Origin of the sequence: Streptomyces sp. ADMS (genome assembly GCF_033441795.1) — a bacterium.
GTDB lineage: Bacteria > Actinomycetota > Actinomycetes > Streptomycetales > Streptomycetaceae > Streptomyces.
In genome coordinates this window covers 31,280-54,685 of the sequence record NZ_JAVFVX010000055.1, presented here as the reverse complement: position 1 = coordinate 54,685, position 23,406 = coordinate 31,280, and the positions used below count along the sequence as shown (strand labels likewise).

The following is a 23,406-nucleotide window of genomic DNA, read 5'->3' as shown; positions in this document are numbered from 1 at the left end:
TGTCCGGCAGGGAGACGTCCTTGATCTCGACCCGGTCGATCTGCACGCCCCAGCCGATCGCCGGGCTGTCGATCATCAGCTCCAGCCCCTGGTTGAGCTTCTCCCGGTTGGACAGCAGGTCGTCCAGATCACTCTTGCCGATGATCGAACGCAGCGAGGTCTGCGCCATCTGCGAGACGGCGAACCGGTAGTCCTCGACCTGAACGACCGCATCGGCCGCGTCGACGACCTTGAAGTAGACGACCGCGTCGACCCGGACCGTGACGTTGTCCCGGGTGATGCCCTCCTGGGCCGGCACGGGCATCGTCACGATCTGCATGTTGACTTTGCGGATCTTGTCCACGAAGGGCACGATCACGGTGAACCCGGGCCCGCGCACATTCGACGTGAGTCGGCCGAGCCGGAACACCACACCCCGCGTACTGTTTGACGACCCTCGCCGCGGCCGCCACGTACATGACTCCGGCGGACGCGACAGCGACTCCCGCCGTCACCAGCTCCTCGACCATGCCGGCCCCCAGGGTCCGAAGTGGGCGCGTGCAGGGGAGACTTCCCGTACTGCCGACGCTTCCCGTACTTCTTCCTGCACTCCGAAGGTAACTCCGCCGGGCGGACAAGGGCGAGCCCCCGCACGCGAGTTGCGTACGGGGGCTCTCCTGCTGCTGCCGGCTGCAGGTCAGGCCGTGCGGAAACCGATGGTGCCGTGACCGGCCCTAGAAGACGCTGACGCCATAGGCGCTCAGGGCCTCCGTGACGGGCTGGAAGAAGGTCGTGCCACCGGAGGAGCAGTTGCCACTGCCGCCGGAGGTCAGACCGTAGGCGACGCCGCCGCTGGAGTAGAGCGGGCCGCCGGAGTCGCCGGGCTCGGCACAGACCGTGGTCTGGATCATGCCGTAGACGACGTCGCCGCCGCCGTAGTTGACGGTCGCGTTCAGCGCGGTGACCCGGCCACTGTGCGTGCCGGTGGTGGAACCGCGACGGATGACCGTGGTGCCCACGGACGGAGTGGCGGCGCTGGTGATGTCGACGCTGCCGACGGTGCCCGAGATCGAGCCCGTCGGGTAGCTGGTCGCGTACCTGACGATCCCGTAGTCGTTCGTCGGGAAGCTGGAGCCCGCGGTCGCGCCGAGCAGCGTCGTACGACCGGAGTTGGACCACCAGCTGCCCGCGCCGTCGGTGCAGTGACCGGCGGTCAGGAAGTAGTAGGTGGAGCCACTGCGGACGTTGAAGCCCTGGGAGCAGCGCCAGCTACTCGCATAGATTGCGTCGCCGCCGGAGATCAGTTTGCTGAACTTGCCCGGGGTCTTCTTGATGGTGATGGCGTCGGCGGTGGTGCCCGCCTGCCGCTTGATCTTCGCGATCTCCGCCTTGGAGACCGTGCTGTCGACGGTGACGACGACGCGGTTCGTCTTGGCGTCGACGGCCCAGGCGGTGCCCGGGATGTCGGCCTTGAGCACCGAGCTGCTCGCCTTGCCGAGCTGGGCGGTGCTGAAGGTGGTGACGTCGGCGGCGGTCGCACTGGGGATCGAGACGGCGGCGGCGGCCACGAGTCCGGTACTGACGGCGATCAGCCGGGTCCGTCTCGTGATGCCACTGCGGGGGGTGGTGCGCTTGATCCTCACTTGTCGTTCCTCCACATGGGAAGTCGGGGGCCCGCGTGGGGTCGGGGCCCGTGAGGCGCAGTCGGGGACCAAGATGTCCGGATTCCGAACATGCCGTGACCCTGACAAGCGCTGGGTGGGAGTATTCGGTGGTACGACCGGCCGACGCAAGGGCGCCTTTCGGCCTCACGTTGTTCAACCCCCGTACGACCCGGAGGAGTTGATCAAGGAACAGCCTCCGGGCGGAACTCGGTGCGCCGGCGAGGACTGCGCTCCCCTGCGGCTGTCGCGACGCCCAGCGTATTGCCCGGCGGGGGAAAGGGGCAGACGAAATGGTCGGCGAACGCACACGGTGGAAGCAGGGACCGGTTGAAGTCCACCGTCGTACGCCCCTCGGCGTCCAGAGCCGCAGGGCGCAGGAATCGACAGCGGCAACTGCCGTCGCCGCTGGCCGAGTCGGCGGATACGGCCCAGAGCGCGCCCGTGCCCCTCGACCGTCACGCGCAGCACCGGCTCCTGTCCGCCGAGCGAGAACGCCACTTCACCGCCGCGCCCGAGTCCGCACTCCCGTCCGTCCGAGTTCGCGACGCGCACGGTGCGCCTCCCGTCGTACGGCGCGAACCTGCCGGGCATCGACCAGCGAGGGTCGTACGGGGTGCCCTCGACGCCGTTGAACGCCCTGCGCGTCCCGGCGACAGGACCGAAGTCCCGTACACCCGAGCTACCCTCGCACACCAGTACGACCAGGCGTCGCTCGCCCAGGTCGGCCCTGGCCACTGCCGCCGGACCGGGGTCGGCGGTCAGCCGGACCTCCCCGGCGAAGGGCTCGCCGTCGAGCGTCAGCCCGCCCGCGACTGCGGCGGCCAGGGCGACCCCGTCGCCGTCGGCCGTCCACCGGCCGGGGATGGCTGGAAGTCGACCGTCCGGAAAGTCCTCGATCCAGTGCGCACCGACGGGCGAGAGGGGGCCGTAGGGCGCCGACACCGTCTCGATGCGCCGTTCACGCCACTCCTGCCACGCTTCGGACACACCCGCCGTCATGACCCCACTCCAGCTCACTCCCTGGAAACGACTTGTGCGCCGCCGTCGGCGCACGGCCCGGACCACGCGTTCTGTGCGCGGGCGGTGCACAACCTGTATGTCATCTTTGCCGGCGGGCCGCTCAGCCAGCCCGTCCATACGGGTTCGCCCAGTCCCAGGTGCTCCCTGGGAGTGCGGCCCGGACAGAAGGTGCGGAACAGGCTCCGATGCTGGAGCAGTACCTGGGGGACGACAGGACACTGGCGGCCATGATGTCGACTTCGCGGACGCCGCGGCCAAGGTGCCCGGCATCGAGCCGAAGCGGGAGCCGGCCGGTTTCGAGGCGACCCGGGACGCGCTGGACAGCGGCAGGTACGACTTCGGGGCAAGCAACTTCGCTGTCACGGACGAGCGTCGCGAGACGATCGACTTCGCGACCCGGATCAACGACGGCCAGGGCTTCGCCACGCGCAAGGACAGCAGGCCGACGAAGATCACGGACCTCGCTCAGCCGTGCGGCCTGAATGTGGCGACCGACGCGGGGGCGACCTTCGAGGCGACGCCGGAGGAGAACGCGCACGCTTGCCCGGACGCGGACAGAAAAGCGTACAAGATGCGGACCCACAACGAACAGGGAGCCAACCGATCCTCGCTCCAGCAGGGCCGCAGCGACATCGCGATGTCGACGATCAACGGCCTGCGTTACGCGGTCACCCGGCAGCAAGGTGTGAGGTTCTGAACGAGTTCCACCGCCCGGACGTCGGCTTCGCCTTCAGGAAGGGCACGCAACTGGCCCCCGCCCCCCAGGCCGCGGTGAACAGGCTCATCGCCGACGGGACGTACGACAGGATTCTCCGGAAGCGGGACACGACGGGCTCGGCGAGCGGGAAAACGCAGATCTCGCCGCCGGAGACCAGCGGCTGACTTTCCGTCAGGTCTGATCCGGACGCGAGCGGGCATCCGGTGACCGTGACTGAGTCTCCGTCAGGAATGCGGGCAGGACGCCCATTCACCCATACGTCCCAACGCTCACCCATACGCCACGAAGAATCATATTTCACTCTCAGTCAGCAGTCGTACACGGTAAGACCCTTGCGGCGCGGGGGCTCTCGACGAAATGGTTGTGCACCAGTACCGTCACGAAACCCCCGCGCGGCGTCTATTCACTTGGCGCGCCATCCGCATCATGGATGACCATAGGGATGCGGAAAGCATGAAAGACCGCTGTGAGAGGAGGCGTCCATGGGATCGGTACGCAAGGCAAGTGCCTGGCTTGGCCTCGTCGACGACAACGATGACGAGCGTTACTACGACGACGACTACTCCGAAGGGACCGAGCAGCCCGGGGATGCCTGGGTCACGGACCCCCGGGTCAAGGTCGCGGGCGAGGTCGCCGAGGAGAAGGGCCGCCGGATCGGCACGGTCACCCCGGACAGCTTCCGGGACGCCCGCGCCATCGGCGAGCTCTTCCGGGACGGCGTCCCGGTCATCATGAACCTCACGGCCATGGAGCCCGCCGACGCCAAGCGCGTCGTCGACTTCGCGGCAGGCCTCATCTTCGGTCTGCGCGGTTCGATCGAGCGGGTGTCCAACCGCGTGTTCCTGCTGACCCCGGCCGACACGGAGATCGTCAGCGGAGAGGCCCAGCCGCACCGGGCGGACGGTTTCTTCAACCAGAGCTGAGCAAGGCCGCTCACCGGCCCCGCCGTCCGTTGTTCAGGTCAGCGGAAGGCGTCAAGTCCGGTGAGCGCCTTGCCCAGCACCAGCTGGTGCATCTCGACGGTGCCTTCGTACGTGAGCACCGACTCCAGGTTCGCCGCGTGCCGCATCACCGGGTATTCGAGCGAGATCCCGTTGGCACCGAGGATCGTCCGGGCCGTACGACAGATGTCGATGGCCTCGCGCACGTTGTTGAGCTTGCCGAAGCTGACCTGCTCGGGACGCAGGCGGCCGGCGTCCATGCGCCGCCCCAGATGATGGGCGAGCAGAATCCCCTTGTGCAGTTCGACCGCCATGTCGGCGAGTTTGGCCTGGGTGAGCTGGAACCCCCCGATGGGCCGCCCGAACTGCTCGCGCGTCTTCGCGTAGTCGACAGCGGCCTCGAAACAGGACCGGGCCGCGCCCATGGCACCCCACACGATCCCGTAGCGGGCGTGCGAGAGACAGCCGAGGGGACCGCGGAGTCCGCTGACCTCGGGCAGCACGGCGTCCGCCGGCAGCCTTACGTCGTCCAGCACGAGCTCGCTGGTGACCGAGGCGCGCAGGGACCACTTGTGCTTGATCTCGGGCGCGGAGAACCCGGGGGTGTCGGTGGGTACGACGAACCCGCGGATGCCGTCGTCGGTCTGCGCCCATACGACGGCGACGCCGGCGACGGACCCGTTGGTGATCCACATCTTCCGGCCGCTCAGCACCCAGTCGCCGCTGCCGCCGTCGCGCTTGGCGTACGTACGCATGCCTGCGGGGTCGGAGCCGTGGTCGGGCTCGGTCAGCCCGAAGCAGCCGATGACCTCGCCGGAGGCCATGTCCGGCAGCCAGTACTGCTTCTGCTCCTCGCTGCCGAAGGCGTGGATGGCGTACATGGCGAGCGAGCCCTGTACGGATACGAGGGAGCGGATGCCGGAGTCGGCGGCCTCCAGCTCCAGGCAGACGAGGCCGTACTGCACGGCGGACGCGCCGGCGCAACCGTACCCGTTGAGGGACATCCCGAGGGCGCCGATGCCGCCCAGCTCGCGGGCGAGACCCCTGATGTCCGGCAGCTCACCCTCCTCGAACCACCCGGCGACATGGGGCAGCACGCGATCGGCCGCCCAGGTCCGCACGGTGTCCCTGATCGCCAGGTCTTCCGCGTTCAGCTGGTCGTCGAGGCCGAGAGGGTCGGCGGGGTCGAAAGGGGGCAGCTTCGCGAACTCGGCCACAGGGAGCCCTCCGGTAACTCGTTTAAACTAGCGGCGCTAGTTACGACACAGGTCCCGACGGTACGACGGAGCGTGCCGCGCGTCCAGCAGGCTTTCACCCACCCGCCCGCCCGTGCGACCCCGTCGACAGGCTCACGTCGCCCGCGGGGCGAACCCGCCGTCGGCGCCTGCCCGTCACAGCCTTTCCCACCCCGCCCGCCCGTGGCTGTCACCTGCGAGGTGGGCGTCTCCAGTGGGGGTACATGCATCGTCGGCGGCAACGAGGCCGAGCGGTCCGCCCACCCAAGACAACGGCCCACCCTCGTACACCCAACTTCGCACCCGCACCGGCCACCGGCCACTCTTCACCCTCACCCCTCACCCCTCACCGGCCACCACCGGCCACCACCGGCCACCCGCCACCCCTCACCCGCCACCCGCCACCCCTCACCCGCCACCACCGGCCACCGGTCACCCGCCACCCCTCACCCCTCACCCGCCACCGGTCACCCGTCACCCGTCACCCGCCACCCGTCACCCGCCACCCGCCACCCGCCACCCGCCACCCGTCACCCGTCACCCGTCACCCGTCACCCGTCACCCGTCACCCGCCGACGCTCCCGCACCCCCACAGGCGACGTCCACCCCTCCAGATGACCGTCACGGGTGGTGCGTGGGTGGGAGATGCCCGGCGTTCACACCGAGACGCGGGACCCCTCGACCTCCCGAGGACCAGGCACCGCAGCCGCTCCGTCCCCCTCGCACTGCATCACCCGCGGCAACCGCAACGCCATCACCGCCCCCAGCAGCAACAACCCCGCGCTCACCACCAACGTCACATGCAGCCCGTGCACAAACGCGTCCTGAGCCGCCGCCCGCAGGGCAACTCCGGGCGACCCCCCGAGCCGCCCGGCAACCTCGTACGCCTCGCCCAGCGAATGCTCCGCCGCAGCCGACGCCGACGCCGGAACCCCCGGCACCGACCCCACCCCCGGCGCGTACGCCGCGTTCATCACGCTCCCCAGAAGCGCGATACCGATCCCCGCGCCCAACTGGTACGACGTCTCACCGATCGCCGCCGCCCCGCCCGCCTGCGCAGCCGGAGCCTCGCTCAGCATCGACTCGTACGCCCCGAAAAGCGTCGTCTCCAGGCCGAAGCCCAGTAGTACGAACCCCGACAGCAACAGCCCCGCGTTGTCCTCGCCGCCCATCGCCGTCAGCAGCGTGACCGCCGCCGCCGTGAGACAGAACCCGGCGCACACCATCGCCCGCGGCCCGAACCGGCGCAGCAGCCGCGCCCCCGCCAGCCCGGCCGCCATCGCCGCCACCGTCAGTGGCAGCAGCCGTAGCCCCGTCTCCAACGGCGAGAGCTTCAGCACCAGCTGGAGATACTGAGCCGCGATCAGCTCAAGGCCGACCAGCGCGAGCATCGCCAGCACGATGCACCCGACGGACGTACTGAACGCCGGCCGGGCGAACATCCGCAGGTCCACCAGGGGATGCGTACGCCGCCGCTGCCGCCGTACGAACACCACCAGCAGTACCGCGCCCGCCACCAGCGGCACGACCGTCAGGCAGTTCCCCGCCCCTTCCCCGCCGCCCAGCCGCTTCACCCCCAGCACGACACCGAACAGCCCGCCCGCCGCCGTCAGCGCGCCGACCACGTCCCACGGGCCTTCGACCCGCTCACCGCGCGACTCGGGCAGCAGCAGCCGGCCGATCGGGAGGCTGACCAGCATCAATGGGATGTTGACGAGGAAGACCGAGCCCCACCAGAAGTGTTCCAGCAGGAAGCCGCCGAGCAGCGGACCGACCGCAGCGCCCACCGCGGCCACCGCGCTCCAGACACCGATCGCCACCGCCCGTTCGCGCCGGTCGGGAAAGACCTCGCGCAGGATCGAGAGCGTCGCGGGCATGATCATCGCGCCGCCGACGCCCAGCAGCGCCCGCGCCAGGATCAGTACCGGGGCGCTGTCGGCGAGGGCGGCCATGCCGGATGCGACACCGAAGAGCGCGTACCCGAGGAGCAGAATCCGTCTGCGGCCGACACGGTCGCCCAGCGTGCCGAAAAGGATCAGCAGCGAGGCGCAGACCAGCGGATAGATGTCGACGATCCAGAGCAGCTCTATCGCACCGGGCCGGAGATCCTCGCTGACGGCGGGCACCGCCACGTGCAGTACGGTCGCGTCGACCGCGACGAGCAGCAGGCTCGTACAGAGGACGAAGAGGACGACCCAGCGGTTGGCGCTCGCCCCGGCCGCCCGACGGCGCAGCGCAGCGGCAGCCGTGGTCGTCCCGGACATGTACGTACCTCCAAGATTCCCTCGCGTTCGGCGGTCCGCGGGGTGGGGACTCCCCGGGGCTCCGGCTGAGGAGGAGCGGTTGTCCTCAGTCCGCGCGGCGAAAAGCGAGTGGTCCGACAGCGTACGCGAGTCCGCAGCGGCGAAACGTGGCGGACCTCTCCCCCGCCGTCGGAACCCCTGTGGCGAACACCACGAACCCGGCGGGCCGCCCGCCTCCGCGCCCGCTCCTCTTCCACACGCCCTCGATAATCGACCGGTGACAGATCTTGCAACCCGCCCGCCCCCCACGCTCCGCCGTGCGGCGCCCGCCCTTCTCGGGTACGCGGCCGTCCGCGTGCTGGGCCTGGTCGTGCTGGCCGTGTGGAGCGCGGCGCGGGACAAGAGCGCGTACAAGCTGCTGACGGCCCGCTGGGATTCGCTGTGGTACACGCGCGTCGCCGAACTCGGCTACGGCTACGAGGTGCGCCTCGTCAACGGCGACGTGCACTCGAACCTCGCCTTCTTCCCGCTGCTCCCCTGGCTGGAGCGACTCCTGGCAGCCGTGACCCCGATGTCGTACGCGGACGCGGGTTTCACGGTGAGCGCCCTCGCGTCACTCGCCGCCGCGTGGGGGGTGTTCGCGGTCGCGGATCACGTCTACGGACGCCGGGCGGCCGTGTACGCCGTCCTGCTGTGGGCGGTGCTGCCGGTCGGGATCGTCCAGTCGATGGCGTACAGCGAGTCACTGTTCACGGCCCTGGCCGCCTGGTCCCTGTACGCGGTCCTCACCGGCCGCTGGCTGACCGCGGGCACCCTGGCCCTGCTGGCGGGCCTGACCCGCCCGGTGGGCCTGGCGGTGGTGGCCGCGGTGTGGGCGGCGGCCATTGCCTCGTTCGTACGGGACCGGGGCGCGCCCGATCCGCGCACCGCACCCGTCCGGCGACGCGCCCTGGCCATGCTGATCGCGCCGCTGGGCGCCGCCGGATACGTCCTGTGGGTCGGCCACCGCACCGGCAAGGGCCCCCTGGGTTACCTCGACGTCCAGGCCGGCTGGCGCAACGGTTTCGACGGCGGGGCCGCCTTCGCCCGCTTCGTCGCAGACAAGTTCACGTCGTTCCCGTCGGCACTGGCCGGGGTCGCGCTGATCGCCGGTGTGGGCCTGCTGATCCGGCTGTACGTCATCTGCGTTCGGCAGCTCCAGCCGCTTCCGCTGCTGGTGTACGCCGGTGCCGTCACCGTGCTCGCCCTGTGCGCGTCGAGCTACTTCGGCTCGAAGCCTCGCCTGTTGCTGCCCGCCTTCCCTCTGCTGCTGCCCCTCGCCCTGGCCCTGGCCCGGCTGCGTACACCCCGGTCGGCGCTGGTGACCGGGGTGGTCGCGGTGGCCTCGGCGGTCTACGGGGCGTTCTGGCTGAACGGCTCCGGTCCGCCCTGAACCGGCCTTCGGATGAATTCCGGACAACCGCCGGGTGAACTAATTCGAAAGAGCCATAAAACAGCGCTGCCGCATGATCAATGGAAATGAGGGTAGGGCGGGCCGCCGAATAGGGATTCCGGGAATTAAACATCGCCCTGAGAGGAATCCCACATCACATCGTCATTACAAAGCCGTGGATTGGGCGGAGACCTGAGCTCACTCGCTGTAACGTCGATTACGTGCGTACCGAACGAAACCTCGCCCGTCTGGACCGGGTGTTCGCGAGGCTGGACCGGGAACCGGGACGGCCGACCCTCGATGTGCCGAGGATGAGCCGGCACAGGATCGTGCTCATTGTGGCGACCCTGGTCTTCTACCTCTCCACCGTGTGGGCCGTAGTCATCACCTCGTGGCTGGTCCGGCTCGACTGGCAGGTCATGTTCTTCCGGCCCTACCAGCAGTGGCCGGAGATTCACGCGTTCCTCGACTACTACGTGGTGCTCGGCCAGCGCGGCCCCACCGCCGTGATGATCTCGGCCTGGCTGGGCTGGCGCGCCTGGCGTCAGCACACCCTGCGCCCGCTGCTCGTGTTCGGCGCGGCGCTGCTGCTGCTCAACGTCACGGTCGGTGCCGCCAAGATCGGCATGGGCCGCCTCGGGCCCCATTACGCGACCACCATCGGTTCGAACGAGATGGGTATGGGCGGGGATATATTTCCCAGCGGTCACACCGCGAACGCCGTGGTGACCTGGGGCATTCTGGCCTATCTGGCGGCGACCCCGCGGGCGAGGCGCTGGCTGTCCGCCAGTTCGGCACTGATGTCGCTCGGCGTCGGCCTCACCACGGTCTACCTGGGTACGCACTGGCTGAGCGATGTCATCCTGGGCTGGGTCGCGGGTCTGCTGGTCCTCCTGGCGCTGCCGTGGTGCGAGCCTCTGATCACCCGGACCGAGACCTGGATCCTGAGCCTGCGGGACCGCCGGCGCGCCCGTGGCACCCTCCCCGCGCCCGCCCCGGCCCGGGTCCGCACGCCCACGCTCCTCGGTCCGCACGCGACCGCCGAGGAAGAGGCCGCGGCCCGCGAGAACACCGCTCCGGCGGCCCGCTCGTCCCGGGCGCCCGCCCACCCCGCCCATCTCACCCCGGGCCCGCACGCGAGCCGCTCGGAGCGCACGCCGGTCACCCCGGCCGGCAGCCGCCGCCCACCGCACGCGGACCGCGCCCCGCGCGGCACAGGCACCCAGACGGCACGCCCCCTGCCCGGCAACAGCTGAGCCGGTGGGGGCATGCCGAACGGTTTCAGCCCTTCCAGCAGCGCGTCACCGTGCCGTTGGCGACCTCGAAGTTGAGCCGCCCCGAGCGGTACTCCATGGTGATGATCGCCCCGGGCGGCAGCGACCGCACCACCGACCAGCCACGCTCCCGGGCACGCCGCTCGGCCCGCGCCGAGTCGAGGCCGACGTAGGTGTCCGGACTGTCCTGAGGTTCTTCGGGCCTGGGAATCGATGCCATGCCCGTCACCGTAGGCGCCCACCGGCAGCCGGGGAAGCCCAGACCCCCGCCACCCTGCATCGCTCGGTACGACTCCGGTCACGCTTCTGTCACAAGATCACGACACCCGCGTCGACGGACAGTCATCACGCGCACGGCATGAGGAAGGCGCAGTCACCCATACTTCCCGCAGCCATTCGAACGTAATTCGCCACCTCTCCGGGGCCCCCGATAAACCCCGATCGAGGAGGCCGGAAGGCCGACCCCGGGAGAACGAATTACGCCGGGCACCCCGACCGCTGCGCCTTACGCGTTTCTTACACGCGTCATACGTGCTGATGCCACGCGTCCCGGCCACCAGCCTGACGACAGAACATATAAAACACCCACGAGTTCCCCACACAACCCCCGCAACACCTGTTCATGACGCTGCCCCCGAACCGCTTTCCGTACGGGGCGACCGCTCCACCGCGCGAGACAGCCGGTCCCGGGCGGCCCTGATCACGTCGACGAGCTCCACGGGCTCCAGCACCTCGAACTCGAAGCCCATCAGCATGACGTGGATGACCATCACGTCGAGGCTCGCGGCCCCGGTGCGCAGCAGACAGGCCTCTTCGCCGTCCGGCTCCAGCGTCCCCGCGGAGGGCGAGATCCGCTCGGCGGCCTCCGCGAGGGGCACCAGCAGCCGGACGACGGCGTGCGAGGCGTACGCGCGCGTGGACACTCCTTTGGAGACATAGGCGGCGAGATCGTCGGCAGGGGGCGTACGAGGGGCGAAGCGCGGGCCGTGCGGCGGCTTCGGTGTGATGCGGTCCACCCGGAACGTACGCCAGTCGGCGCGGTCGGCATCCCAGGCGACCAGGTACCAGCGCCGCTCGGTGCACACCAGTCGGTGCGGTTCGACCGTACGGCGGGACACGGACCCGTCGTGTCCGCGGTACTCGAAGCGCAGCCGCTCCGTGTCCCGGCAGAGGTGGGCGAGTCCGGTGAGGACGGCCGGGTCGACGACGGAGGAGTGTGGCCCGTGCAGCATCGGCACGGTGAAGGCGTTCAGGGCCCCGACCCGTCGGCGGAGCCGGTCGGGCAGCACCTGTTCCAGTTTGGCCAGTGCCCGTACGGAGGTCTCGCCGATGCCCTCGATGCCCTGCCCGGCGGCGGTGCGCAGCCCGACCGCCACGGCGACCGCCTCGTCGTCGTCCAGCAGCAGCGGCGGCAGCTCGGCCCCGGCGCCGAGCCGGTAGCCGCCGCCGGTGCCCGGACTGGCGTGCACGGGATAGCCGAGCTCGCGCAGCCGGTCCACGTCCCGGCGGACGGTACGTGGTGTCACTTTCAGGCGGTCGGCCAGGTCGGCGCCGGACCATTCGCGATGGGCCTGGAGCAGCGAGAGCAGGCGCAGCAGACGTGCCGAGGTCTCCAACATGGAGGCGAGTCTGCCAGCGGTCGCGGACAACTACAGTCCTCAACTGTCATGGCCGGTACGCCAGCTGCGGTACGTCGAAGCAGTCGGCGTACATGTCGCCCGGGGAGATCCATCCCCTGCCGTCCTGCCACCGGGCCACCGGCGGACACGTCCGGCGCGACGTCGGGGGCCGGGCCGACCGCTCGAAGCGCACCGGAACCAGCAGACCGCCGGCCGTGTATCCCTCGCTGCGGTTCATGAAGCCGTCGACACGCGCGCGCGTGCGCCCGTTCCGGCTTCCGCACAGGCCCCGGGCGGCTTCCGTGAACCACCTGGCCGGCGATCGGCCGGCACGGTCTGGCGCCGGCGCCCGGCTGGCACGGCCGCCGCGCTCTCGTGTACGAACTCCGCCGGGGCGCGGTCACGTTCAGCGGGGAGGCGGCCGAACCGGCGGGCCCGTCGGCGTGACCTGCACGGCTGCGGACGCCGGTGCCCCACCCGGTCGCAGGCCGGGTGGGGCACCGTGCACGAGGCGGGGGGAGCGGCTCAGATGTCGAGCCTCTGACCGGGCACGATCAGGTCGGGACTGTCGCCGATGACGGCCTTGTTGGCGGCGTAGAGGTGCTGCCAGGTGGTCGTGTACCGGGCGGCGATACCGCTCAGGGTGTCGCCCGCGCGGACGGTGTAGTCACCGCGGGAGGAGCTGCGCCCGGTGTGGGCCGGTGAACGTTCCGGTGCCTTGGACGCGGCGGACTCGCCGGAACCGGTCGCGTTCCCGGCCGACTGCCCGGTGGACGGCTTGGCCGACTTCTTCGTCGACTTGGTGGAGGCCGAACCGGAGCCCGAGTCGGTGCCCGATACGGCGGGAGCGCTCCCGGAGGCTCCGGCGCGCGCCGAACAGGTCGGCCACGCGCCCCAGCCCTGGGCGCCCTGGACCTTGGTGGCGACGGCGATCTGCTGGGCCCTGCTGGCCCCGTCGGCGGTGGCCGCGTAGGCCGTGCCGCCGTAGGCGCGCCAGGTGCCGGCGGAGAACTGGAGTCCGCCGTAGTAGCCGTTGCCGGTGTTGATGTGCCAGTTTCCGCCGCTCTCGCACTGGGCGATGCGGTCCCACACCCCGCTGTCGGCTGCCGTGGCGTTGCCGGCCGTGGCCAGCAGCCCGAGCGGGGCGAGCAGTGCCGCCCCGGCGAGGACGGCCGTCTTGCGCGACTTGCGGGTGTAACTGTCGGCACATTCGGACATGTAGATCCCTCTCTACGGACCCGGGCTCCCCCTGACCGGGGCGCGTCGGCCGCGCGGAAACGCGGTCGGCACGCTCCGCCCCGTCCGTCGGCGGTATTGCTGCGCGGTGTCTGGTTCTGCGCGGCCAACGGACGTACCCGAGCGGTGCTCGCTGCACACGGCGGAGGAATCTATGGAGCCTGACGAGCCGTTATCAACCAACTCCCTGTTGCCCCAGGCCAGTTCATGGTTACCGCAGGTATCGGCGAATTCAGGCCACCCACTTCATGCGCTCATTTCATGATTTGTCGACCAGCTCCTCGGACAAACTGTGAGTCAGTTCACCGAACCAACTTCCGTAACCTGTCCGTTACTTGACATGGAGTGTCCAATTCCGCACCCAGCGTGACCGAGCGCGCAGGTTGGTTCGATTCCGTGCGCCGTGCAGCGTGACTCCCGCCACAGATCGCCCGTTGTCATCTTCATGAGCCCGGACTGTCCGGGCTCACCGGCCGGGAGCGACCCGGTCTCGCCACGCACCGCATCCCGAGGGAGCCACCCGTGCCGCGCATGCTCGATGTCAGCGACCAGGTCCGCGCCGAGATCGGCGACGAAGAAGCCGACCGCCTGCTCGCCGGCGACAACGCCCCGGGCAGTTACGACTGCACGTCCTGCCGCACGCCGGGCGACTCCGCCCAGGAGCGCACCAGCACCGTCCTCTTCATCGGGGACGAGACCGCCGTACTCGCCTTCGCCCACGCCGGCTGCCTGCCCTCGCAGGTCGTCCAGGTCACCGAGGAGCAGCTCCAGGGCGCGGTCCGCTCCATCAACGCCGATGAGGAGGCCCCCATGGCCGCACCCGAGCAGGCCGTACTGGGCGTCACCAGCGGACTCGTCCTGATCGAGGGCGAGTTGCACCCCGCCCTGGTCGTGGAACCGACCGCCCCGATCGTCCGCCCCGGCGCGACCGGCGCCGGCGACGACTTCCTGCCGCTCCTCATCGAGCAGGGCTTCATGCCGCTGCCCGAACTGAGGGAGGTGCCGCCCGTGCTCCACGGCTGGTCGGTACTGCTCGCGGCGGGCCAGCTGCACGCCGTACTCCAGCCGGGGCCGAACGGCGGCTCCGCGGTGGCCTGGTGGCAGGCTCACCAGCCGCTCCAGGTCACCGAGAGCTGGCGCGCCGCCGCCAACAAGCACCAGCAGGTGCTGATGTTCGCGGCCCCGGTCGGCTCGATCGGCCGCCAGCCCCGCGAGGACCTGCTCCGGGACGCGCTGGACAAGGCGGCGGGCAACGGAAAGCTGGTCGCCAGCGCGTTGCCTCTGGCGGGCACGTGAGCAACAGACCAGGGGCGGTTCGGCATGTCGGCGACTCAACGGTTGAGTGTGGCTGGTCGCGCATTTCCCCGCGCCCCCTCTGGGCGCTCCACGCGCCCGGCACGCTCCGGCTCGCCCTTCCGTTGCCCGCAAACCCGGACGTCGGCCGCATCCGTTGGGCGGTGGGGTCGTTTGGACGTACGTGCACACCTACGACGTCACCCGCCGCCAGTCCTATCAGTCGGTCCCGTCCGTGCGGTCGGCCCAGGACTACCCCAGCGGCCCATCGGCCACGCCGATCTACGACGCGCTCTACGCCGAGTACGGCAAGTCCTTCCGCTCGCTGCCGGGTGACCGCAGCGGCGAGGACGCGCTGAACTTCGCGGCCTTCGGGGCCGGCCCGAACGGCCTCCCCCCGTTCGGCGGCTCGCACGGGTCGAGCACGTTCGGTTCGCACAGCTCGGGCTCGTACAGCGCCTACAGCGCGGGTGCGTTCAGCGCGCGCAACGGCACTCAGGGCAGCCAGGGCGGCGCGCAGCCGTCCGTTTGGCAGCGGGTCGGCCAACTCGACGCGCAGCAAAGGCAGACGGCCACCCCGACCGCCGTATGGCAGACGGGCGCCCGGCAGCAGCACTACACCGGAATGACCCACATCCCGGCGGCGCTGCCACCGGGCCCGCGCCGGGGCCTGTGACCACCACCCGCGCATGACTGAGGGCGGCTCCCATGGGAGCCGCCCTCAGTCATGCGCGACGGACGTACCGCCGCTACTTCTTCCTGCCGCGCTTCTCACGTACCCGCACCGAGATGTGGATCGGCGTGCCGTCGAAGCCGAACTCCTCGCGCAGGCGACGCTCGATGAAGCGGCGGTAACCCGCCTCGATGAAGCCGGAGGCGAAGAGCACGAACCGCGGGGGCTTGGTGCCCGCCTGCGTGCCGAACAGGATGCGCGGCTGCTTACCGCCCCGGATCGGGTGCGGGTGGGCGGCGACCAGCTCACCGAGGAAGGCGTTCAGCCGACCCGTGGGAACCCGGGTCTCCCAGCCCGCGAGGGCGGCCTCGATCGCGGGGACCAGCTTCTCCATGTGGCGGCCGGTACGCGCCGAGACGTTGACACGCGGCGCCCACGCCACCTGGGCGAGCTCGGTCTCGATCTCCCGCTCCAGGTAGTAGCGGCGTTCCTCGTCGAGCGTGTCCCACTTGTTGTAGGCGAGGACGATCGCACGGCCCGCCTCGACGGCCATGGTGACGATCCGCTGGTCCTGGATGGAGATGTTCTCGGAGCCGTCGATCAGGATGACCGCGACCTCGGCCTTCTCGACGGCGGCGGCCGTACGCAGCGAAGCGTAGTAGTCGGCGCCCTGCTGGAGGTGGACGCGCTTGCGGATGCCCGCCGTGTCGATGAACTTCCAGGTGACGCCACCGAGTTCGATGAGCTCGTCGACCGGGTCACGGGTGGTGCCCGCGATCTCGTTGACGACGACGCGCTCCTGTCCCGCCACCTTGTTCAGCAGCGAGGACTTGCCGACGTTCGGGCGGCCGATGAGGGCGATGCGGCGCGGGCCGCCGACCCCGGCGCCGAAGGTCTGCGCGGGCGCCGCGGGCAGCGCCTCCAGGACGGCGTCCAGCATGTCGCCGGTGCCGCGGCCGTGCAGGGAGGAGACGGGGTGCGGCTCGCCGAGCCCGAGGGCCCACAGGGACGTGGCGTCGGCCTCGCCGCTCGGCCCGTCGACCTTGTTGGCGCACAGGACGACGGGCTTGCCGGCCTTGCGCAGCAGCCGGACGACCGCCTCGTCGGTGTCGGTCGCGCCGACCTTGGCGTCGACGACGAAGACGACCGCGTCGGACGCCTCGATCGCGTACTCGGCCTGCGCGGCCACTGAGGCGTCGATACCGAGGACGTCCTGCTCCCAGCCGCCGGTGTCGACGATCTTGAAGCGCCGCCCGGCCCATTCGGCCTCGTAGGTGACGCGGTCGCGGGTGACACCGGGCTTGTCCTCGACGACGGCCTCACGGCGCCCGATGATGCGGTTGACGAGCGTCGACTTGCCGACGTTCGGCCGCCCGACGACGGCGAGAACGGGCAGCGGACCGTGCCCCGCCTCGTCGATCGCGCCCTCGACATCCTCGATGTCGAAGCCCTCCACCGCGGCGAGCTCCATGAACTCCGCGTACTCGGCATCGCCAAGCTCTCCGTGCTCGTACTCTCCCGAGCCCTCGGAGGGAATGTGGTCGTTCATGAAGTCCGTACCTCGTTCATCGTGGTGATCGGTGGAACCCCCCGTTATCGGGTGATCCACTACTCAAGTACTCAAGTGTCTCTCAGCGCTCAGCGAGGCGCCCGGCGTTTTCCAGACGGCCGGTGAGCCGTCTGGCGTTCTCCAGGTGCGCGGTGAGCTGCTTCTGAATGCGTACGGTCGCCTCGTCCAGCGCCGTGCGCGTACGCCGCCCGGTGCCGTCGCCCGCCTCGAACGGGTCACCGAAGACCACGTCGACGCGGCTGCGCAGCGGAGGCAGCCCCTTTATCAACCGTCCGGGCCGGTCGGTACTTCCCAGAACGGCCACCGGAACGACGGGAGCCCCACTGCGCACCGCGAAGTAGGCGAGCCCGGCCCGCAGCGAGGCGAAGTCACCCTCGCCCCGGCTGCCCTCGGGAAAGATGCCGAGCACCCCGCCGCTCGCCAGCACACCCAGGGCGTTGGTGATCGCCGTACGGTCGGCCGTCGAGCGGTCCACCTCCACCTGGCCGAGGGCGCGCATACAGGGGGCGAGCGGCCCGATGAACGCCTCCTTCTTGACCAGGAAGTGCGACGCACGGGGCGCCACGCCGATGACCATCGGCCCGTCGATGTTGTGGGAGTGGTTGACGGCGAGGATCACCGGCCCGCTCACGGGCACCTTCCAGGCGCCCAGGACGCGCGGCTTCCACAGCCCGTACATCAGGCCGACGCCGATGCGCCGCCCGACCTCGGCGCCCCGCTTCGACGGGGCCTTCGACGGGTCGCTCACCTCGCGTCCCGCTTCTCCTCGACGAGGGTGACAACACACTCGATGACCTGCTGGAGGGTCAGCTCGGACGTGTCGACCGCCACCGCGTCGTCCGCCTTGGCGAGCGGCGAGGTCTTGCGGCTGCTGTCGGCGGCGTCCCGCTTCAGCAGCGCCTCACGGGTGGCGTTGACGTCGGCACCCTTCAGCTCACCGCTGCGCCGGGCGGCACGCGCCTCCGGGGACGCGGTGAGGAAGATCTTCAGGTCGGCGTCGGGGAGCACGGTCGTCCCGATGTCCCGCCCCTCGACGACGATCCCCTTCTCGGCGGCCGCGGCGATGGAACGCTGCAACTCGGTGATCTGGGCCCGCACCTCCGGTACGGCGCTCACCGCGCTGACCTTGGAGGTGACCTCCTGGGTGCGGATCGGACCGCCGACGTCGGTGCCGTCCACGGTGATCGTCGGGTTCTGCGGGTCCGTGCCGGAGACGATCTCGGCCTTGCCGGCCACGGCGGCGATCGCGGAGGGGTCCGTGAGGTCGATCCCGTTGTTCACCATCCACCAGGTGATCGCCCGGTACTGGGCCCCGGTGTCCAGGTAGCTCAGCCCGAGTTGCGCGGCAACGGCCTTCGACGTGCTCGACTTGCCTGTGCCGGAGGGCCCGTCAATGGCGACAATCACTGCGGCGCGATCCACTGTGGAGGCACCTTTCCTGGTCCGGGGTGGTGGGGTGGGGCCGGTTGGTGCCCCGGACAAGGTTACTGGGTGCGGGTCACTCTTCCGGCCGCACGCAGTCAGCCCGTCCGGCGTTCGAGGACGCGGCCCCTTCAGGGCCGAGGCCGGGTCCGGGGGGCGGCAGCCCACAGCGAGGCCGGCACCGGCACCGCTCACTACTGCCGGATCGCCCACCCTCGCTCCCGCAGCGAGGCCGAAAGCACGGCTGCCGCCTTCGGTTCAACCATCAACTGCACGAGCCCCGCCTGCTGCCCCGTCGCATGCTCGATGCGCACGTCCTCGATGTTGACGCCCGCCCGCCCCGCGTCTGCGAAGATCCGGGCCAGCTGCCCGGGCTGGTCGTCGATGAGAACGGCCACGACCTCGTACACCAGCGGAGCGGACCCGTGCTTGCCGGGCACCCGGACCTGCCCCGCGTTGCCGCGCCGCAGCACGTCCTCGACCCCGCTGACGCCCTCGCGGCGCTTCGCCTCGTCGGAGGACTGGAGGGAACGCAGTGCCTGAACCGTCTCCTCCAGGTCGGCGGCGACGTCCGTGAGGAGGTCGGCGACCGGCCCGGGGTTGGCGGAGAGGATGTCGATCCACATGCCGGGGTCCGACGCGGCGATCCGGGTCACGTCCCGGATGCCCTGCCCGCACAGCCGTACGGCCGCCTCCTCGGCGTTCTCCAGCCGCGCGGCGACCATGCTGGAGACCAGGTGGGGCATGTGAGAGACGAGAGCCACGGCACGGTCGTGGGCGTCCGCGTCCATGACGACGGGGACCGCACGGCAGTGCGAGACCAGTTCGAGCGCGAGGTTCAGAACCTCGGTGTCGGTGTCGCGGGTCGGCGTCAGCACCCAGGGTCGGCCCTCGAAGAGGTCGCCGGTCGCGGCCAGCGGGCCGGACTTCTCGCGGCCCGACATGGGATGCGAACCGATGTACGACGCCAGGTCGAGGCCCAGCGCCTCCAGCTCGCGGCGCGGGCCGCCCTTGACGCTGGCCACGTCGAGGTAGCCGCGGGCTACACCCCGGCGCATCGCGTCGGCGAGGACACCGGCCACGTACGCGGGGGGCGCGGCGATGATCGCGAGGTCGACCGGCCCCTCCGGCGCCTCGTCCGTACCGGCACCCAGCGCGGACGCCGTACGGGCCTGCTCGGGGTCGTGGTCGGCGAGGTGGACGACGACGCCACGCGAGGAGAGCGCCAGCGCGGCGGACGTACCGATGAGGCCCGTACCGATGACGAGTGCGGTTCTCACTGGGCGATGTCCTTGCGCAGGGCCCCCGCGGCACCGAGGTAGACGTGCGCGATGTCGGCACGGGGCAGGTCGGACTCGATGTGGGCGAGGATGCGGACGACCCGTGGCATCGCGCCCTCGATGTCCAGTTCCTGGGCACAGATCAGCGGTACGTCGACGATACCGAGCTTGCGGGCCGCGGCGGCCGGGAAGTCGCTGTGCAGGTCGGGGGTGGCCGTGAACCAGACGCTGATCAGGTCGTCCGCGGTAAGGCTGTTGCGCTCCAGGACCGCGGTGAGCAGCTCGCTGACCCGCTCGTCCATGTGCCCGGCCTCGTCCCGGTCCAGTTGGACGGCGCCCCGGACCGCTCGTACCGCCACGGTGATGCTCCTCGCTGATGTACGTGTACGGAGCTGATCCCGGCGTCGGATCGACGGATCGGCTCCTGGTCCGTCCAGCCTAGTCAGCCCGCACGGAGCGGACATGCGGCGCCCGCCCGCTGAGACGCGCCACGCGACTCGCGCGGAGCTTTGCCAATGTCACCCGATTCGCCCCGATCCGCGACTTGGAGCGCGAACACGCCCGTGCGCTCTGGACGCCGGGGCGCGGGTCCGCTCTCATAGCAGGAAGCTCGCCGCGGGGGAGGCTCGATGAAGCGCACCGGACCGCTTTTCACACTGCTCGCGGGACTGTTGTTGGCCCTGTTCATGCTGTCGCTCAATGCGACGACAGGAACGAAGCCGGCCTCCACGTCCCAGGCGGACACACCCGCCGACAAGGTGTCGCCGTCCCCGGCAGCCACGAACACGACGGCGTCCCCATCGCCTTCCCCGCCCGTCACCCCGTCCCGTTCACCCACGAAGGTCTCCGTGCCGAACGCCGACTACGCCGGGCGCACGGACGACGACTCCGCCGCGGTGTCCGTCTCGCTGCGCGACGGCAGGGCGATCGCGTACTTCTGCGACGGCCGCGACAAGGAGTCGTGGCTGAGGGGTGATGTCGAGGACGACGGTTCCATGAAGCTCACCGGCGAGGGCGGCTCCGTACTGAACGGCACCCTCAAGGGCGGGAGCATCCGCGGCACGGTCGACATCGAGGGCGGGCCCTACGCCTTCACCGCGGACAAGGCGGTCAAGCCGTCCGGGCTTTACCGGGCGACCGCGACCGTGCGGAACGCCGAGATCGACGGCGGCTGGATCGTGCTGTCCACGGGGGACCAGGTCGGCATCCTCAACCGCGACGGCGAGCCCTCCCCCGCGCCCCGGATCGACCCGGAGACCGGCGCGGTGACGATCGACGGCCAGCGGCTCACGGCCCGCCCGGTCACACCGTGACGCACCGCCTTCACCCAGGGAGCCGAACATGACCGTGGACCCGAACGCCGCCACCCAGAGCTTCCCTCCGCGCCCACCGGCTCCCGGCGGCCCGAGTTCGGCCCGCTACCTCGTCCCGGCGCTCGTCGCCGCCGGGGTGGCGCTGGCCCTGGGGGTCTACGGCAAGGTCCACGACCCGGAGGGCACCGCCTTCAACCTGGCCGGGTTCAGCAGCACGGGCGCGGTGAAGTCCTGGCTCGCGACGGGGGCGTTCGGCTTCGCACTCGTCCAGGTCGTGTCGGCGCTCATGGTGTACGGGAAGCTGCCGGGCCCGAGTTGGTCGGCGAGGCTGCACCGCTGGTCGGGGCGGATCGCGTTCCTGGTGTCCGTTCCGGTGGCGGTGCACTGTCTGTACGCGTTCGGATATCAAACCTACGATTCACGCGTGATGTGGCACTCCCTCCTGGGTTGCTTCTTCTTCGGCGTATTCAGTGCAAAGATGCTGCTGCTTCGCTGGGATCGACTGCCCGGCTGGCTGCTGCCGGTCGTCGGCGGACTGGTCTTCACCGTCCTGACGATCGTCTGGCTCACCTCCGCCCTCTGGTTCTTCAGCAACTTCGGAGTGACGACATGACGCAAGGCCCGACGCGACGCACGGTCCTCCTCGCGACGGGCGCGGCGGCGCTCACGGCGGGATGCAGCGAGTACGGCGACGAGTCCTCGTCCTCGGAGGTCTCCGTCGGCACCCCCGGCCAGGAACTGGCCGCGACAGCCGACATCCCGGTCGGCGGCGGCACGATCTTCAAGGACCAGCAGGTCGTGGTGACACAGCCGCAGGAGGGCGAGTTCAAGGCCTTCACATCGATCTGTACACACCAGCAGTGCCCGGTGGCGAACGTCACGGGCGGCACGATCAACTGCACCTGCCACGGCAGCAAGTTCAGCATCACTGACGGTTCGGTGACCAAACGGCCGGCGACACAGCCGCTGGCCGAGAAGAAGATCACGGTCACGGGAAATTCGATCCGCCTGGCCTGAGGCTCGCGCGTACGCTCCCGGAATGCACCCGCATCCCGCCCCCGAGGCCCTGGTCCGCGACCACACCGTCTACGCCTGCGTGATGGGTTCGCGCGCCTTCGGCCTGGCGACGGGCGGCAGCGACACGGACCGGCGCGGGGTGTTCCTCGCGCCCACTCCCCTGTTCTGGCGTTTCGAGAAGCCGCCCACGCATGTGGAGGGCCCGGCGGAGGAACAGTTCAGCTGGGAGCTGGAACGCTTCTGCACGCTGGCGCTGCGGGCCAACCCGAACATCCTGGAGTGCCTGCACTCCCCTCACGTGGAGTACGCGGATGACACGGGCCGTGAACTCCTCGCGCTGCGTGAGGCGTTCCTCTCCCGCCAGGCGCACGAGACGTTCGCGCGCTACGCGCTCGGCCAGCGCAGGAAGCTGGAGGCCGACGTCCGCATCCACGGTGCCCCGCGCTGGAAGCACGCGATGCACCTGCTGCGCCTCCTGATGAGCTGCCGCGACCTGCTGCGCACGGGCACGCTGACGATCGACGTCGGCGACGAGCGCGAGGGGCTGCTGGCGGTGAAGCGGGGCGAGGTGCCGTGGCCGGACGTCGAGTCCCGGATGAACAGCCTCGCGACGGAGGCCGGGGACGCGTCCGACCGCAGCCCGCTCCCGGAGGAACCGGACCGGCGACGCGTCGAGGACTTCCTTGTCCGCACCCGCCGCACTTCAGCCTGCCAGCCGGACCCTTACGACGAAGTCGTGCAGGGCGTCGTGCACGGCAGGGGCATCCGGCAACCCTGAGGCGGCCTGTGCCTCGTCCAGGACACCGTGCAGCCGTTCCACATCGCCCGCCACGCGCGCGTGGTCGACATCGGCCACTCCGTGTTCCTGCTCCGCCTTGGCCGCGACCAGCTCCGGAAGATACGCGGGCGCGTCGGCGATCTCCCCGACGAGCGTGGGCAGATGGGCCTGCACCTCACCGCCGCGCATCAGGTGGATGCCGGTGAGCAGCACGCGGAACGTGTAGAGCAGCGGCTTGAGTTCGCCGGTCTTCTCGAAGAGCCGCCACTGCGTCACCGCGAAGCCTCTGTAGTGGTGGGCGTGGTGGCCGGTGAGGACGCCGGGGGCGAGCGCGGCGAGTTCCCGGTGGGCATCGGACGTGTGCACGACCAGCGGGGACAGCAGCTGCTCCAGCACATAGCCGTTGCGGCGCAGCATCAGCCGTACGAACTTGCGCAGGTCGTGGGTGACGAGGTCCAGCTCGACATCGTCCCGCACCCACATCCGCGACCGGGTCTCCTCCGGTTCGCGCAGTCCGACCAGGTCGGCGGCCGACAGCACATGGACGCCCCGGAGGTCCACGTCCGAGTCGCGGGACGGGAAGCCGTAGAGGTGGGCGCCCGAGACGGTGGCGAAGAGCACCGGGTCGGGCTGCTCGGCGACCACCGATGTCAGGCCGAGGGCGGGGAGGTCCGCGAGGTCCAGGGCACTGTTCATCCG

22 protein-coding genes and 3 pseudogenes are annotated in these 23,406 nt (G+C 70.4%); 10 read left to right on the top strand and 15 right to left on the bottom strand.

Annotated elements, in window-relative coordinates:
• From RB628_RS23595 to RB628_RS23585, 3 genes and pseudogenes are all read right to left on the bottom strand, one after another.
• Nucleotides 1-509, bottom strand: a pseudogene (locus RB628_RS23595) (SPFH domain-containing protein); the annotation flags it as partial.
• Nucleotides 510-713: 204 nt separating this feature from the next.
• A complete protein-coding gene (locus RB628_RS23590) occupies nt 714-1,622 on the bottom strand; it encodes a S1 family peptidase (RefSeq protein WP_318322511.1) in 909 nt (302 codons plus the stop codon).
• A 203-nt stretch (nt 1,623-1,825) separates the two neighbouring features.
• Nucleotides 1,826-2,642, bottom strand: a pseudogene (locus RB628_RS23585) (DUF1684 domain-containing protein).
• 280 nt (nt 2,643-2,922) lie between these two features.
• Here RB628_RS23585 and RB628_RS23580 point away from each other — a divergent pair.
• Both RB628_RS23580 and RB628_RS23575 read left to right on the top strand, forming a co-directional pair.
• Nucleotides 2,923-3,360 (top strand): transporter substrate-binding domain-containing protein, encoded by a 438-nt coding sequence (locus RB628_RS23580; RefSeq protein WP_412180710.1) that lies wholly within the window; start codon nt 2,923-2,925, stop codon nt 3,358-3,360.
• Between the two features lie 503 nt (nt 3,361-3,863).
• Nucleotides 3,864-4,304: a cell division protein SepF gene (locus RB628_RS23575; RefSeq protein ID WP_105972698.1), complete on the top strand. Its 441-nt coding sequence runs from the start codon at nt 3,864-3,866 to the stop codon at nt 4,302-4,304.
• Nucleotides 4,305-4,342: 38 nt separating this feature from the next.
• Here RB628_RS23575 and RB628_RS23570 read toward each other — a convergent pair whose 3' ends face one another.
• Entirely contained in the window at nt 4,343-5,539 is a 1,197-nt protein-coding gene (locus tag RB628_RS23570; RefSeq protein ID WP_318322510.1) for an acyl-CoA dehydrogenase family protein, read from the bottom strand.
• 674 nt (nt 5,540-6,213) lie between these two features.
• Nucleotides 6,214-7,821 (bottom strand): MFS transporter, encoded by a 1,608-nt coding sequence (locus tag RB628_RS23565; RefSeq protein WP_318322509.1) that lies wholly within the window; start codon nt 7,819-7,821, stop codon nt 6,214-6,216.
• Nucleotides 7,822-8,077: 256 nt separating this feature from the next.
• Between RB628_RS23565 and RB628_RS23560 the strand changes: the two genes are divergently transcribed.
• Both RB628_RS23560 and RB628_RS23555 read left to right on the top strand, forming a co-directional pair.
• Nucleotides 8,078-9,232 (top strand): mannosyltransferase family protein, encoded by a 1,155-nt coding sequence (locus RB628_RS23560; protein WP_318322508.1) that lies wholly within the window; start codon nt 8,078-8,080, stop codon nt 9,230-9,232.
• 221 nt (nt 9,233-9,453) lie between these two features.
• Complete coding sequence (locus RB628_RS23555) at nt 9,454-10,488, top strand: phosphatase PAP2 family protein (RefSeq protein ID WP_318322507.1); 1,035 nt, start codon at nt 9,454-9,456, stop codon at nt 10,486-10,488.
• A 25-nt stretch (nt 10,489-10,513) separates the two neighbouring features.
• On the opposite strand, the gene RB628_RS23550 is transcribed toward RB628_RS23555, so the two are convergent.
• From RB628_RS23550 to RB628_RS23535, 4 genes and pseudogenes are all read right to left on the bottom strand, one after another.
• Nucleotides 10,514-10,726, bottom strand: coding sequence for an I78 family peptidase inhibitor (locus tag RB628_RS23550; protein ID WP_318322506.1), 213 nt, complete (start codon nt 10,724-10,726; stop codon nt 10,514-10,516).
• A 400-nt stretch (nt 10,727-11,126) separates the two neighbouring features.
• Nucleotides 11,127-12,125: a YafY family protein gene (locus RB628_RS23545; protein ID WP_318322505.1), complete on the bottom strand. Its 999-nt coding sequence runs from the start codon at nt 12,123-12,125 to the stop codon at nt 11,127-11,129.
• Nucleotides 12,126-12,171: 46 nt separating this feature from the next.
• Nucleotides 12,172-12,453 (bottom strand): annotated as a pseudogene (locus RB628_RS23540) (amino acid ABC transporter substrate-binding protein); the annotation flags it as partial.
• 197 nt (nt 12,454-12,650) lie between these two features.
• Nucleotides 12,651-13,343, bottom strand: coding sequence for a transglycosylase family protein (locus RB628_RS23535; protein ID WP_318322504.1), 693 nt, complete (start codon nt 13,341-13,343; stop codon nt 12,651-12,653).
• A 540-nt stretch (nt 13,344-13,883) separates the two neighbouring features.
• Here RB628_RS23535 and RB628_RS23530 point away from each other — a divergent pair.
• Nucleotides 13,884-14,657: a hypothetical protein gene (locus tag RB628_RS23530; RefSeq protein WP_318322503.1), complete on the top strand. Its 774-nt coding sequence runs from the start codon at nt 13,884-13,886 to the stop codon at nt 14,655-14,657.
• 181 nt (nt 14,658-14,838) lie between these two features.
• Nucleotides 14,839-15,330 carry a hypothetical protein gene (locus RB628_RS23525; protein ID WP_318322502.1) on the top strand — a complete coding sequence of 164 codons (492 nt, stop codon included), beginning with the start codon at nt 14,839-14,841 and terminating at the stop codon, nt 15,328-15,330.
• A gap of 73 nt (nt 15,331-15,403) precedes the next feature.
• On the opposite strand, the gene der is transcribed toward RB628_RS23525, so the two are convergent.
• The 5 genes from der to aroH all read right to left on the bottom strand — a co-directional run bounded on the left by der (nt 15,404) and on the right by aroH (nt 19,958).
• Nucleotides 15,404-16,876, bottom strand: coding sequence for a ribosome biogenesis GTPase Der (gene der / locus RB628_RS23520; RefSeq protein WP_318322501.1), 1,473 nt, complete (start codon nt 16,874-16,876; stop codon nt 15,404-15,406).
• Between the two features lie 82 nt (nt 16,877-16,958).
• Complete coding sequence (locus tag RB628_RS23515; protein ID WP_412180711.1) at nt 16,959-17,576, bottom strand: lysophospholipid acyltransferase family protein; 618 nt, start codon at nt 17,574-17,576, stop codon at nt 16,959-16,961.
• Nucleotides 17,577-17,641: 65 nt separating this feature from the next.
• Nucleotides 17,642-18,319 (bottom strand): (d)CMP kinase, encoded by a 678-nt coding sequence (gene cmk, locus RB628_RS23510; protein ID WP_318322499.1) that lies wholly within the window; start codon nt 18,317-18,319, stop codon nt 17,642-17,644.
• Nucleotides 18,320-18,513: 194 nt separating this feature from the next.
• Nucleotides 18,514-19,599 carry a prephenate dehydrogenase gene (locus RB628_RS23505; protein ID WP_318322498.1) on the bottom strand — a complete coding sequence of 362 codons (1,086 nt, stop codon included), beginning with the start codon at nt 19,597-19,599 and terminating at the stop codon, nt 18,514-18,516.
• A complete protein-coding gene (gene aroH, locus RB628_RS23500; protein WP_189151717.1) occupies nt 19,596-19,958 on the bottom strand; it encodes a chorismate mutase in 363 nt (120 codons plus the stop codon). Before aroH ends, RB628_RS23505 begins: the two co-directional genes overlap by 4 nt.
• 270 nt (nt 19,959-20,228) lie before the next feature.
• On the opposite strand from aroH, the gene RB628_RS23495 reads away from it, so the two are divergent.
• From RB628_RS23495 to RB628_RS23480, 4 genes are read left to right on the top strand one after another with little or no spacing between them, the layout of a single operon-like run.
• On the top strand, nt 20,229-20,912 hold the full coding sequence (locus RB628_RS23495) for a hypothetical protein (protein ID WP_318322497.1): 684 nt from the start codon (nt 20,229-20,231) through the stop codon (nt 20,910-20,912).
• Nucleotides 20,913-20,940: 28 nt separating this feature from the next.
• Nucleotides 20,941-21,525: a DUF6529 family protein gene (locus tag RB628_RS23490; protein ID WP_318322496.1), complete on the top strand. Its 585-nt coding sequence runs from the start codon at nt 20,941-20,943 to the stop codon at nt 21,523-21,525.
• Nucleotides 21,522-21,929 (top strand): Rieske (2Fe-2S) protein, encoded by a 408-nt coding sequence (locus tag RB628_RS23485; RefSeq protein WP_318322495.1) that lies wholly within the window; start codon nt 21,522-21,524, stop codon nt 21,927-21,929. Before RB628_RS23490 ends, RB628_RS23485 begins: the two co-directional genes overlap by 4 nt.
• Nucleotides 21,930-21,951: 22 nt before the next feature.
• The gene (locus tag RB628_RS23480; RefSeq protein WP_318322494.1) at nt 21,952-22,707 is read left to right on the top strand and encodes a DNA polymerase beta superfamily protein; all 756 of its coding nucleotides are present in this window, start codon (nt 21,952-21,954) and stop codon (nt 22,705-22,707) included.
• Here the strand turns inward: RB628_RS23480 and RB628_RS23475 are convergent.
• Entirely contained in the window at nt 22,633-23,403 is a 771-nt protein-coding gene (locus tag RB628_RS23475; protein WP_318322493.1) for a DNA polymerase beta superfamily protein, read from the bottom strand. The genes RB628_RS23480 and RB628_RS23475 overlap by 75 nt on opposite strands.
• Nucleotides 23,404-23,406 lie beyond the last annotated feature (3 nt).

Coding starts and splice junctions, on each gene's coding strand:
- RB628_RS23550 (WP_318322506.1), bottom strand. CDS start 10,726: ATGGCATCGATTCCCAGGCCCGAAGAACCTCAGGACAGTCCGGACACC.
- RB628_RS23515 (WP_412180711.1), bottom strand. CDS start 17,576: ATGTACGGGCTGTGGAAGCCGCGCGTCCTGGGCGCCTGGAAGGTGCCC.
- RB628_RS23535 (WP_318322504.1), bottom strand. CDS start 13,343: ATGTCCGAATGTGCCGACAGTTACACCCGCAAGTCGCGCAAGACGGCC.
- RB628_RS23495 (WP_318322497.1), top strand. CDS start 20,229: ATGAAGCGCACCGGACCGCTTTTCACACTGCTCGCGGGACTGTTGTTG.
- RB628_RS23490 (WP_318322496.1), top strand. CDS start 20,941: ATGACCGTGGACCCGAACGCCGCCACCCAGAGCTTCCCTCCGCGCCCA.
- RB628_RS23475 (WP_318322493.1), bottom strand. CDS start 23,403: ATGAACAGTGCCCTGGACCTCGCGGACCTCCCCGCCCTCGGCCTGACA.
- RB628_RS23485 (WP_318322495.1), top strand. CDS start 21,522: ATGACGCAAGGCCCGACGCGACGCACGGTCCTCCTCGCGACGGGCGCG.
- RB628_RS23565 (WP_318322509.1), bottom strand. CDS start 7,821: ATGTCCGGGACGACCACGGCTGCCGCTGCGCTGCGCCGTCGGGCGGCC.
- RB628_RS23575 (WP_105972698.1), top strand. CDS start 3,864: ATGGGATCGGTACGCAAGGCAAGTGCCTGGCTTGGCCTCGTCGACGAC.
- RB628_RS23480 (WP_318322494.1), top strand. CDS start 21,952: ATGCACCCGCATCCCGCCCCCGAGGCCCTGGTCCGCGACCACACCGTC.
- RB628_RS23545 (WP_318322505.1), bottom strand. CDS start 12,125: ATGTTGGAGACCTCGGCACGTCTGCTGCGCCTGCTCTCGCTGCTCCAG.
- der (WP_318322501.1), bottom strand. CDS start 16,876: ATGAACGACCACATTCCCTCCGAGGGCTCGGGAGAGTACGAGCACGGA.